The 12,239-nt window shown below is 47.7% G+C and carries 11 protein-coding genes; 4 read left to right on the forward strand and 7 right to left on the reverse strand.

Annotation, left to right across the window (positions count from 1 at the left end; genetic code table 11):
* Positions 1-83: 83 nt before the first annotated feature.
* Both bamA and uppS read right to left on the reverse strand, forming a co-directional pair.
* The gene (bamA, locus tag AC56AD_RS02120) at positions 84-2,588 is read right to left on the reverse strand and encodes an outer membrane protein assembly factor BamA (protein WP_012507253.1); all 2,505 of its coding nucleotides are present in this window, start codon (positions 2,586-2,588) and stop codon (positions 84-86) included.
* A 22-nt stretch (positions 2,589-2,610) separates the two neighbouring features.
* Positions 2,611-3,459 (reverse strand): undecaprenyl pyrophosphate synthase, encoded by an 849-nt coding sequence (gene uppS, locus AC56AD_RS02125; RefSeq protein WP_012507254.1) that lies wholly within the window; start codon positions 3,457-3,459, stop codon positions 2,611-2,613.
* A gap of 221 nt (positions 3,460-3,680) precedes the next feature.
* Between uppS and gatA the strand changes: the two genes are divergently transcribed.
* The gene (gene gatA / locus AC56AD_RS02130; protein WP_012507255.1) at positions 3,681-5,108 is read left to right on the forward strand and encodes an Asp-tRNA(Asn)/Glu-tRNA(Gln) amidotransferase subunit GatA; all 1,428 of its coding nucleotides are present in this window, start codon (positions 3,681-3,683) and stop codon (positions 5,106-5,108) included.
* 46 nt (positions 5,109-5,154) lie between these two features.
* Positions 5,155-6,054, forward strand: coding sequence for a succinate--CoA ligase subunit alpha (gene sucD / locus AC56AD_RS02135; RefSeq protein WP_012507256.1), 900 nt, complete (start codon positions 5,155-5,157; stop codon positions 6,052-6,054).
* Positions 6,055-6,213: 159 nt separating this feature from the next.
* Here the strand turns inward: sucD and AC56AD_RS02140 are convergent, their stop codons facing one another.
* Positions 6,214-7,194 carry a KpsF/GutQ family sugar-phosphate isomerase gene (locus tag AC56AD_RS02140; RefSeq protein ID WP_012507257.1) on the reverse strand — a complete coding sequence of 327 codons (981 nt, stop codon included), beginning with the start codon at positions 7,192-7,194 and terminating at the stop codon, positions 6,214-6,216.
* 125 nt (positions 7,195-7,319) lie between these two features.
* On the opposite strand from AC56AD_RS02140, the gene AC56AD_RS02145 reads away from it, so the two are divergent.
* Both AC56AD_RS02145 and AC56AD_RS02150 read left to right on the forward strand, forming a co-directional pair.
* Positions 7,320-7,667 (forward strand): hypothetical protein, encoded by a 348-nt coding sequence (locus tag AC56AD_RS02145; RefSeq protein WP_012507258.1) that lies wholly within the window; start codon positions 7,320-7,322, stop codon positions 7,665-7,667.
* Between the two features lie 23 nt (positions 7,668-7,690).
* Positions 7,691-9,205, forward strand: coding sequence for a lipopolysaccharide biosynthesis protein (locus tag AC56AD_RS02150; RefSeq protein WP_012507259.1), 1,515 nt, complete (start codon positions 7,691-7,693; stop codon positions 9,203-9,205).
* A gap of 12 nt (positions 9,206-9,217) precedes the next feature.
* Here the strand turns inward: AC56AD_RS02150 and AC56AD_RS02155 are convergent, their stop codons facing one another.
* The 4 genes from AC56AD_RS02155 to AC56AD_RS02170 form a co-directional block, all read right to left on the reverse strand.
* Positions 9,218-9,727, reverse strand: a complete 510-nt coding sequence (locus tag AC56AD_RS02155) for a Spy/CpxP family protein refolding chaperone (RefSeq protein ID WP_012507260.1) — start codon at positions 9,725-9,727, stop codon at positions 9,218-9,220.
* A gap of 84 nt (positions 9,728-9,811) precedes the next feature.
* On the reverse strand, positions 9,812-10,195 hold the full coding sequence (locus AC56AD_RS02160; RefSeq protein WP_012507261.1) for a hypothetical protein: 384 nt from the start codon (positions 10,193-10,195) through the stop codon (positions 9,812-9,814).
* Positions 10,196-10,261: 66 nt separating this feature from the next.
* Positions 10,262-10,804 carry an RNA polymerase sigma factor gene (locus AC56AD_RS02165; RefSeq protein ID WP_012507262.1) on the reverse strand — a complete coding sequence of 181 codons (543 nt, stop codon included), beginning with the start codon at positions 10,802-10,804 and terminating at the stop codon, positions 10,262-10,264.
* Between the two features lie 17 nt (positions 10,805-10,821).
* On the reverse strand, positions 10,822-12,204 hold the full coding sequence (locus tag AC56AD_RS02170; RefSeq protein WP_012507263.1) for a phosphoglucomutase/phosphomannomutase family protein: 1,383 nt from the start codon (positions 12,202-12,204) through the stop codon (positions 10,822-10,824).
* Positions 12,205-12,239 lie beyond the last annotated feature (35 nt).

The following is a 12,239-nucleotide window of genomic DNA, read 5'->3' on the forward strand; positions in this document are numbered from 1 at the left end:
GTATTTCCTTCAATCTTGCCAGGGTCAATGTCACCGTTTCGGTCACCCCAATGGACATTGACCCCTTCAGATCGTAACCGGAGTTATTCCATTGTCGTGCCAAAGCTGAACATGAAGCTCCATCCCTGTTTTGTCTTGTCCGGAACGCTCTCGACGGCGTCGAAGCCATAGCCGTAATCAAGTCCGATTTGACCGATAATAGGCAGGTAGAGTCGGAGGCCAAGTCCGGCTGATTTTTTCAGATCCGAAAAATCAACTGCCTCCGCATTTTCCCAGAGATTACCAGCTTCAACAAAGGCAAGTCCATAGATGCTTACCGAGGACGACAGGGTAATCGGGTAGCGCATTTCAGAAGTGAACTTCGAGTAAATATTTCCTGCATACAAGCTTGAGCTTGCCGAACTCCCTCCAAGTTTTGTCCCAAGGCTCCGGTCGTCATACCCTCTCAGCGACACCGTTGGCAGCGAGGACATGCCACTGCCACCCATGTAGAAGTACTCGGTGTAAGGGATGTAATCATTTTCATTGAAAGTCGACAGATAGCCGTGTTGTGTCGAAAGGTTCAAAACGAACTTTTTTGTAATCGGGAAGAACCAGCTCGAGGTTCCGGTGAATTTGTAGAAATCAACGGTACCCGGCAGTGGTCCGCCGGCAAGCTGTGCCGTTATTGAGTTTTTGCTGCCCCTTCTCGGATAGATCGGGCTGTCGATACTGTTGCGGCCAATGGTTTGCGAAATGGAAAACTCGTCGGCCTTGACGGGAGCGTTTGGATCGGTATAATCAACAAAACTGAGGAAGCCACCTTCACTGTGAAGGTATTTCAGTTTCCAGTTGACTGAGCAGTAGTCATCTGGCCAGGCCAGGCGCCTTCCGATGGAAAGTGTCGTACCAGTCTGGTCGATCGTATTTGGGTTATCGATACTGTCATCCGTGTAGTCGTAGGCACGATGAGTTTTAAAGGCTGAAAAACCAAGTGCAGTAGGTCCGCCAAATGCCCATGGCTCAGTAAAAGAGAGACTGAGTGTATTGTAGTCGTAACTTCCGAACTGCCATTGCAGGCCCAACTGCTGGCCATCACCGTGTGGCAGAGGCCTGTATGCATCACGGTTGAAAATATCCTGCAGTGAGAAGTTATTGAAAGTGACACCGATTGCGCCGGTAAATCCGCTGCCGCTGTAACCGACCGAAGCGTTAAACGTATCGGTCTGTTTTTCGTTGACCGAGTAGATCAGGTCAACAGTGTTGTTTTCAGGGTTCGGTTGAATGTCCGGGGTAATCTGTTCAGGGTCGAAGTAATTGAGCATACTGAGTTCGCGGATACTGCGGACAACATTCTTGCGGCTGAACATATCGCCAGGAACCGTGTAAAGCTCACGGCGGATCACATGATCCTTTGTTTTGGTATTGCCTTTGATCTTGATGGTGTTGAGCTGGAACTGCTCTCCCTCGCGCAAAGAGAGGACCAGATCGACCAGATCAGGTTTGACAATCTTTTCATCAATGTTTGCCCTGAAGGCGAGGTAGCCGCGATCAAGATAGATTGAACTGATATCGGAGTTGTCCTGCGAATAGTTCAGGCGCTCCTGGATCAGTTTGGGACTGTAAATATCACCCGGCTTGATTCGGAACGTTTTCTCAAGAATCTCCGTAGTCGCAAACTCCTTCGTATTCCCTTTCCAGGTGATTTTTCCGATTCGGTATTTTTGCCCCTCCTCAAGATAAATATCGAGAAAAAGTCCTTTTTTATCATCCGTGTAGCTAATTGCATCGCGAATAATACGTGCATCCCGGTAGCCGTTGTTCCGGTAAAACTCAATCAGCAGATTTTTGTCATCACCGAATTTATCGGTATCAAGTTTAGGTGTTCCGAAGATTTTACGCCACCATGAGTTTTGTGTCGTCTCCTTGAAAACGCCTCTCAGCTTATTTTGGCTGAAAGCGCTGTTGCCGTGAAAAGTGATTCTCTCAATTGAGACTTTCGCTCCTTCCGTAATCGAGAAAATAGCTTTAACCTGATTTTTTCCGTTCTCCACCAGGCGGAAGGTTGCTCCTGCCGTCAGGTACCCCTTCGATGCATAGAACTTTTCGATTTTATTGCTGGCAGTAAGCAACTCCTGTTCGCTTATTTTTTTACCAGTCACAAGCGCGGCTGTTCGCTTCAGCTCATCATTTTCCAGCTTGCTGTTGCCTTTAAACGCGATATCAGCAAGCACCGGCAGCTCATTGACGGTGAATTTCAGCGCGATGTTATTTTGGCCAAGATCACTTTTTTCAACCTTGATATCACTGAAAAGCTGGAGTTTCCAAAGATATTGGAGCGCTCCTGAGAGCTCCATTCCGGGGACGGAAATTTTGTCCATCACTTTCAGCGGAAGGCTGGTCGTTAATTCCTGTTCGCTGAGTGATTCAAGGCCGCTGAAGGAGATGGCCGTCACGGTGTAGATCTCCTTTTTCGGTGTCGTTATTTTTGTCTGCTCTGCTGCCGCGGGCTTTGCAACAGGCAGATTTTTTGCTTCAACGGTTTTCCCTGCAGCATCAAGGGCAAGAGCAAGTAGAACCAACGTTATCAGTTTTCGCGTTTGTTTCATGAAGTTTCCGGGATCAATCAGGTTAAAGCTTGTTTGTTGGTATATTTTTTTTCTGAACTTGTTCACTTGTCTGTCCAAATCTTCTCTCTCTGCTTTGAAATTCCCGTACGGCCTCATAAAGCTGAGAACGGTGAAAGTCGGGCCAATAGGTGTTGGTAAAGAAAATTTCGGAATAGGCGCACTGCCAAAGCATGAAATTGCTTATTCTGAACTCACCGCTTGTCCGAATCAGCAGATCGGGATCGGGTATGGAGCTGGTGGAGAGGTATGATGCGAGCAGATGTTCATCAACAGACTCCGCATTGATTCTTCCCGCCTGAACATCAAAGGCAATCGCCTGGCAAGCTTGGGTAAGATCCCATTGACCGCTGTAACTGAGAGCAATATTCAGCATCAGTTTGCTGTTGTTCTTGGTAAGTTCCATGGTTTTTGTCAGAACAGAACGTACTTTTTCAGGCAGAATCTCCATTTCTCCGATAACATTGAGACGGATGTTGTTGTCGTGGAGTTTACGGGTTTCTCTTCCAATAACCTTGACAAGAAGCTGCATCAGCGCCGAGACCTCTTTTTCCGGCCTTTTCCAGTTTTCTGTTGAAAAGGTAAAGAGGGTAAGGTAGCGAATGCCAAGTTGGGAGCATGATTCCACAACATCCCTGACCGATTCTACACCAGCGACATGGCCTTCGATTCTTGTTTTGCCCTTCAATCGTGCCCATCGTCCATTTCCATCCATAATGATTGCAATATGGTTGGGGAGCTGACACGTCGCTTTCAGATCAGCCTGAATGCGTTTATCGTCATCATCAGTATCCGAGGAAAACCAACTGGTTTTAGGCGTTGCTGTAAAGTCCATTATTTTTATAAGAGCCATAAATCCTGGTTTCTGTCTTGTCGCCTGAAGGTCAATCATTGAGCGAAGAATACTAATCTTGCGGCAGACTAAATCACCCCAAATTGAATAATATGCAGTTATTTCTTATTATACAAACTTTACACGGAACGGAGAGCCAGCATCAGGAGAGCTATTTTTTTTCTGAACGGTAAATATCCGGATTTCCAGAAATCCTTCTCATAAAATAATTCATAACAGACGTGCAATTTAGTAGTTACGAAGATCTTCGATCCAGGCTTGTCTCGCATGCAATAACCTGTGAAGAGGTCGTGCGTTTTTATTTGGAACGTATAGAGAATCATCGCGGCGATAATATTTACATAACGGTTTTTCATGATCAGGCGTTGGAACGGGCAAGAACCCTCGATCGGAAACTCAGGGAGGGAGGGAATCCTGGAAAATTGTTCGGGATGCCTATGGCAATCAAGGACAATATTGCCATGAAAAATTGCAGGCTTACCTGTGCCTCGAAAATTCTTGAGAATTACGAAAGTGTTTATGATGCCACTGCAGTGCTCCGACTTGAGGAGGCAGACGCTATTTTTCTTGGAAAAACCAATATGGACGAGTTTGCCATGGGCAGCTCGAATGAGAATTCAGCATTTGGCAACGTTCCCAATCCCTTTGATAAAACAAGAGTTCCTGGAGGCAGTTCAGGTGGATCTGCTGCTGCCGTTGCAAATGGCCTTGCTCTGGTGGCTCTCGGATCGGATACCGGAGGCTCTGTTCGTCAGCCAGCAGGTTTCTGTGATATTGTTGGGCTGAAACCGACCTATGGCAGGATCTCCCGTTATGGTCTTGTGGCGTTTGCCTCCTCCTTCGATCAGATAGGAGTGCTTGGTCTGAACTGTGATGATGTTGCTCTTGTGCTCGGGGTTATGGCGGGCAAGGATGAAGGTGATGCCACTTCCTCCCGGCATCCCGTTGCCGATTACGCATCTGAAATGGCGACGCTCTCTGTTGATGGATTAAAGATAGGTGTACCGAAAGAGTATTTTCCTGAAACACTGAACCCTGAAGTATCCCGCATGGTGAAGGGAAAGCTTGAAGAGCTTCGCGCTCAGGGAGCTGAACTTGTTCCAGTCACGCTTCCTGACAGTGCATATGCCATAGCAGCCTACTACATACTTGTTACCGCCGAAGCCTCATCCAATCTTGCCCGTTTTGATGGTGCACGATATGGCTACCGCTCCGAAATGTCGGAAGATCTTGCCGCCATGTATGTCAATTCAAGGACAGAAGGGTTCGGCAGGGAGGTCAAGCGCCGCATTATGCTTGGAACCTACGTGCTTTCCGCAGGCTATTATGATACCTACTACAAAAAGGCACAGCAGGTCCGCCGGGTTTTTCAGGATCGGTATCGTGAGGCCTTGGATAAGGTCGATGTCATAGCCGGTCCGACCTCACCCTTTCCTCCTTTTGGGATCGGTGACAAAACCGAAAATCCTCTTGAAATGTATCTTGCCGATGTTTTCACCGTTCCGGCAAGTATCGTCGGTATGCCGGCAATCAGTGTTCCACTCGGGTTTGACAGTATGAACCTGCCTGTAGGGATGCACCTTATCTGTAATTTTTTTGAGGAAGGAAAGCTGCTCGGGATAGCCCGACACATGCAGCGATCCCTGTGAGTTTCGGTAGGAGTATTTAGCAACTTAATTTTAATGATACGGTAAAATGAGTGTATTAGTAAACAAGGATACCCGCCTGCTCGTGCAAGGGATAACCGGTGGGGAAGGTACCTTTCACACCTCCCAGATTCTTGAATATGGAACCAATGTGGTCGCCGGAGTCACACCGGGCAAAGGTGGTATACTCTATCATGGCAACGAAAAAGACAAGTTTTGCCGACCAGTGCCGGTTTTTGATACAGTACGTGAAGCCGTGCAGAAGGCCGAAGCCAATGCAACCGTCATTTTTGTTCCGGCAGCATTTGCAGCCGATGCGGTTATGGAGGCTGCTGATGCCGGACTGAAAGTGATTATCTGTATCACTGAAGGCATTCCTGTTAACGATATGATGAAAGCATATGCTTTTGTCAAGCAAAAGGGAGCCGTTCTTGTGGGGCCAAACTGTCCGGGCGTTATTACTCCAGGTGAAGCCAAAGTTGGTATCATGCCTGGTTTTATCCACAAAAAAGGAACGATTGGGGTTGTTTCCCGGAGTGGCACCCTTACCTACGAAGCGGTTCACCAACTGACAGAGGTTGGTCTTGGTCAATCGACCTGTATCGGTATTGGTGGGGATCCAATTATTGGTACCCAGTTTATTGACGCCATCAAGCTCTTTGCTATGGATGATGAAACTGAAGGGCTTGTGATGATCGGTGAAATAGGTGGAAGTGCTGAAGAGGAAGCTGCTGCCTACATCAAGGAATACTTCAAAAAACCGGTTATTGGATTCATTGCCGGTCGCACAGCGCCTCCAGGCCGGAGAATGGGCCATGCCGGCGCAATTGTATCCGGAGGAAAAGGAACAGCCGAAGACAAAATAACAGCAATGGAAGCAGCAGGCATTCATGTTGTAAAAAGCCCCGCCGATATTGGCGAAGCAATGCTAAAAGCACTGGGTCGGTAAGGCAAAGTTAGGTCAGGAAAATAGGAGTTATGGGACTTATGGGACTTATATAAGCCCTGTTGGTACTATAACTCCTATAAGTCCCATAAGTCCCATAACTCCTATACTTCCCATAACTTCCCAACTTCCCATAACTCCCCAACTCCCCAACCTCCCCCCCTATAACCCCAGTACAATTAAATCATGAATATGCACCATTCCAACAGGATGCTGTTCATCGTCGCACACCAGCAACTGTGTAATGCGCCAGGTTTCAAGAATGTCAAGACACTCTTTAGCCATGGTGTCGCCTGTGACAGTCTTGGGATTTGCAGTCATAACTGAACCCGCGCTGAGGTTGAGGAACTCCCTGCCACTCTGCACCAGGCGACGAAGGTCACCATCGGTAAAAATGCCGCACAGCTTACCATCATCAGTTATAACAGCGCTTACTCCATATCGCTTCGATGTCATTTCAAGGATAAGACCGGTCACCGAAGCACTCTCTGACACGATAGGGACAGCATCGCCTTTTGCCATGATGTCACTTACTTTTACAGTCAACCGTCGTCCGAGTGATCCTTTGGGATGGGTCAGCGCAAAATCTCTTTGTGTGAAATTTTTCACCTGCATCAACGCAATGGCAAGGGCATCTCCCATGGCGAGCATAGCCGTTGTCGAGGTTGTCGGTGCCAGATCATACGGACAAGCCTCTTTTGCTATGCCGGTATCAAGTGTGATATCCGCTTTCTGGGCAAGAAAAGAGCGGGGATTGCCAGTCATCGCAATAATTTTTGCACCAATCTGGCGGAGTGCCGGGATGATAAAGTTCAGCTCCTCGGTTGTGCCGCTTTTCGAAAGACAGATGACGGTATCGGTATGACCGACAATCCCAAGATCTCCATGAGCGGCATCTGCCGGATGAAGAAAAAGGGCTGTTGAACCAGTTGATGACATCGTTGCGGCTATTTTTTGTGCAATGATACCTGATTTCCCCATACCGGAGATGATGATTTTTCCCTGGCATGATGCAAGAAGTTCCACGGCAGCCGAAAAACTCTCATCAAGTCGTTCGGCTATCAAATGAATGGCGCGGGCTTCCTGATCAAGAATTATTTTTCCAAGCGCTGTAATTTCCTGTTTTTGGGATGGTATGCTCATGGTCTTCTGGCAGAATTGATGCTTCAATGAAGAAAAGATGGTTGGTTACTATTTTGATAAACTCTAATATCGGCTAAATTGAGCAAATACCGTTTTCTTTGCTAATCGACATAACCCGATTTCCCATGAGTTGGCTCGTTCTTCTGGGTATTTCCCTGTTACTTTTTTTCCTTCTGGTTTTTTTGCTCACCAGGTTTTTGGGATATATGAAAAAAGAGCAGAATCTGCAGATAGAATCATTTAGAGACTCGATTATTGACAAAGACAACCCTGTCGGCCTGTATGGAGATGAGCTTGAAAAACTCAAGCAGCAGCAAAATGAGGCGCAGCGCCATCTTCAGGAGGTGATATCAAAAATTCCTGTTATTCAAAAAGATGGCAGGTTTCAGATTGATGAGGAGGCGATACGACAGCGCCGGGCAGCCGCTCAGGCCAATGGAACCTCTGCGACAGCAAACGATGGTACCGTTTAAGTATTTCTGATTTTATTTGTGGCATGTTCTCAAAGTTAAAGCTTCTTTTCAAAGATACCGTCATCTACGGTTCAAGTACGATATTGGCCCGCAGTCTCAATTATCTGCTGGTTCCCCTCTATGCAAACAAACTTTCAACGTTTGACAATGGGGTACAAACCATCATTTATGCCAATATTGCTCTGGCAAATGTTCTTTTTTCCTATGGCCTTGAGACCTCATATCTCAAGGTCGTTTCCGATTCGGCAGATCATGAGAGGGATGAGACGCAGCTTTTTTCAACAGCTTTTCTGACACTTTTCCTCACCTCAACCCTGTTTGCTGTCGGCATTGCGCTTTTTGCGCCGCTCCTTGCCCAGCTCATAGGGCTCTCTGCGGGAGATTATCTTTTTGTCCGCTATGCAGCCCTTATTTTATGGCTTGACACCCTGCTGGTCATTCCCTTTGCAGAACTTCGCCTCAAAAGAAAAGCCTTGCAGTTTGCCATCGCCAGAGTAGCAGGTGTGGTAGCGGTTGTTATCAGTGCGGTGATTCTTATTGTTCCCCTCAATGCCGGTTTGCCAGGCGTCTTTATTGCAGAGGCATTCGGATCCCTGATCAGCCTTCTGCTGGTCATTCCGGTTCTCCGTCAGTTCAGGCTCTTTTTTTCAGCCGACCAGTTGCGTTCCATGCTTCGCATAGGGCTGCCCTATGTGCCGACAGGGATCGCCGGACTTCTGATTCATCTTATTGATCGCAATATTTTAATTCGCATATCCCCCTCAACAATTGAGCGTATTTATGGAAAAGGCTACCAGCCCTCCGATATTGTCGGTATTTATGGAAGAATTGCTGCGTTTGGTGTGGTGCTCCAGCTCTTTATCCAGGTTTTCCGCTTTGCGTGGCAGCCTTTTTTTCTTCAGCACTCCAAGGATCCGGATGCAAAACAGTTGTTCCGGCATATACTGAGTATTTCAACCCTTTTCACCATGTTCCTGGCGCTTGCAGCCACCTTTTTTGTGCCTGATCTGGTTCGCTATCACTATGGTGGAAGTTTTTACCTGCTCCCTCCCCGCTACTGGATCGGGCTATCAATTTTGCCGTGGATTTTTTTGAGTTACGTTTTTGACATGATCTCAACCAACCTCTCTGCAGGACTTCTTATTACCGGAAACACCCGTTATCTGCCTGTCGTCACCTTTGCCGGCGCTGCTGTAACAGCGTTTTTCTGCTGGTGGCTTATTCCTCTGCGAGGCATGGATGGCGCCGCTTATGCTATTGTGGCAGGAACGGCTGTCATGTCTGTTGTCATGGCCTGGTACTCACTAAAAGTTTTTCCGCTCCGCCATGACTGGCTTAAACTGTTTTTGCTGCTTGTAACGGCTGTTGCGATGGCATCAGTTCAGTTCCTTGCAGGGTCTGAGCTGCCCCAGGCCGGGGTTGTTTTTGCCTTCAAAATCGGGTTGCTCACCCTCTACCTTCTTATTGCAGCGGCCCTTTTTCGTCATGAGGCGCGGCTTGTTGCTGTTAAAGCAGGGCAAAAATTCCGCAGGAGGTGATTACTGCCACTCTCAGCGACCCGGAGATGGGTTCTCTCCCCACCGCTCACTTCTGTCAGGCCGCTTTCGTGCAGCAATACGCTCCAGTATTATCCTCAGCGAATCCCGCTGTCCGGGTGTACACACCTTTGCCAGTTCATGAAAGTGAAAGGCAAGCTGCCGTTCTACGGCTGCGTGACGGGAACCGATATTTCCAGCAATGCTCTCTATTTTTATGGTATCAGGCTTTTCTTGCAGAGCCTCCTGAATCAGTTGTTTTTTCAGCAAGGCAATTGCCTTCATTTCAGCTCCGACGTTGTGAAAATGTTCCTTTCGCAGTTTATCAAAACTGATCCTCTGCGACTCATCAAGGTCAAGCTGCCTGCTAAACGAGAGGCGCTTTTTGTTATGGATTACCGATTCGGTTCCGGGTATCAGCCTGCAACTCTCACGCCACCACAACGTAGCAAGCAGCGTCACATTGAGCACAGCGAGCAGCACAAGCGCTGTCGTAACAAGTCGTCTTGAATCAAGAAGGTTCATGGCATCCTCAAATCAGATTCTCCCTGCATAAGGCAGGAATTTCGTATCATCGTTTTCATCGGCTCTTTTTTGTATTGTGTCGCTTCAAGGATACTCCTCCCCCCCTGTTTCTGTTGCGGGAGAAGTGGTCGCAGCAGTCTGCTCATAGTAGGCAAACTCCTGACTGCTGTAGTCATCATTCTGACTGTCAAGCAGTTCACTGACAGCCCCTCCTGTTACCTGACGGTTACCATCAAACACCGATACAAGCGCTGAACCGAGATTAACAACAAGCAGGAGAGCCATAAATGCCAGGCGAAAATCAAGACGATCGCCCCTTCGAACCCTGGCTCCCTCTCCGAATTCCCGTTCCACTCTCTCCATCAGCCGTACCCTGAAGAGATGGTGCACCTCAAGAGGCTGCAGCTCATCAAGTAATGCCATGGTCTCAACGACCCTGGCCTCTATATTTTCATCACATTTTTTCATCTGTACACTCCTGTTTCATTGTGTAGGACGACAGGTATGTCAAAACCTTGTGGCTTGAAGAAAAAATCACTGTTCGCTATAGTAGGCATAAAGCTTATCGTGAAGGTTTTTTTTTGCCCTGTGCACCAGGGATTCGACCGCTGATACTGATGTTTTAAGGAGATCAGCGATTTCCTGATTACTGTACCCCTCCTGTTTGCTGAGAAGAAACGCGGTTTTTTGACTGTCGGGAAGCGAATTCAGGGCATTTTGCAATATTCTTGCCTGCTCGCTTCCTGCCAGAGCTTCGGCAGGATTATCCGTGGTGGGGGCAGCAATCTCTTCAGAGGGATCAGAAACACCGATAATTCTTTTCAATGAGCTGAACCGCTTTTTCCTCTTCAAGCGACGCAGGTGATCAAGCGACTTTGTGACGGCGATTCGGTATATCCATGTCGAGAGTTTTGCCTCTTCACGAAACTGCTCAAGAGAGCGAAACACCTCAACAAAAACATCCTGAGCAAGATCCTCTGCATCTTCTCGATTAAAAACAAATCGGTAACAGGTATTGACCACCATCTCCTGATGTTCGGCAACAAGGCCTTTGAACAGCTCTTCGCGGGCTCTCATACCTGACACAAGCCTCTTCAGGCGAGTTTTGCAGCAAAGGCAAGAACTTTGTCAACCTTCTCCTGTGAGTCAGCCTCACAATAGAGACGCAGTATCGGTTCTGTGCCGGATGGGCGGATAAGCATCCATCCACCTTCAAAGTGATATTTGTAGCCATCGAGATTACTGAATTTCAAAACTTTATAACCGGCGATGGTTGCAAGATCTCCCTTTGATGCGCGGTCGATAATGGCCTGTTTTTTTGCATCACTGACATGCAGATCGTGGCGATTGTAACAGAAAAAGCCATACTCATCATAGAGTTCCTGAACCAGCTCCGAAAGAGTCTTTTCGCGGCGCGTCATCATCTCAAGGATCAGCAGGCCAGTATAGACGCCGTCCCGTTCCGGCAGAAACGCCGTAATACCTATGCCGCCCGACTCTTCACCACCCATGAGGATATTATTGGTTGTCATGAGTTTGCTGACATGCTTGAAGCCGACCTGAAGTTCATGCATGAGCAGATGATGCTTCTCGCAGATTTTATCAATGACATCGGTCAGCGCAAATGTTTTGGCGACCTCACCGGTCTGATGCTTCTCCTCGACCAGATCCTTGAGAATAATGGCAAAGAGTTTATGGGAGTCCACAAAGGCGCCATGTTCATCAAGCATACCAATCCTGTCGGCATCACCATCATTGATAATGGCGACATCAGGTTCAACCTCCTTGAAAAATTCGATAAACTCACCGATATACTGAGGCATCGGCTCAGGATTGATCCCTCCAAACCCCGGGTTGATGCTGCAATGGTAGCAACTGAGCATGGACTCATCAAACAGGCTGGTAAGAAGATCCTGTCCGGCGCCATGCATGGCATTATGTGCTATCTTGATGCGTGATTCGCGGATCAGGGGGAGATTGATGCTGCTTTTCAGGTAGTTGAGATAAAATCCCTTCATATCGACCAGCTCAATCAGCTTTTTGTCGGGTACAAGAAGGGTTTGCGGATCGATTTCGAGAAGATGGCTCTCAATTTCAGCAATGACCTCCGGGTGCGCTGGACCACCATAAGAGGCTTTAACCTTGAATCCATTATAGATAGCCGGATTGTGGGAGGCCGTGATGACAATACCACCAGCAAGCTGCTTCGCTTTTGTATAGAGAGAGACGGCAGGTGTTGAGGCAAAACTATCAGACAAAAAGACCTTAAGCCCCTGCGATGAAAAAACTTCCGCAGTATATTCAGCAAACTCTCTCGACATGAAGCGTGTATCGTAGCCAACGCACACCCCCTTCGCCCTGTTCGGGTGGCCGAGAAAATATCGGGCCGAGGCCAGTGCTGCAAGTTTGAGGTTGTCAAACGTATAATCTTTTGCTATAATCGCGCGCCATCCGTCAGTACCGAATTTAACTTGCATTCTTTATTGAATTTGATATAATAAAAAAGAGCCAC

The sequence above is a fragment of the Pelodictyon clathratiforme genome (assembly GCF_982375515.1).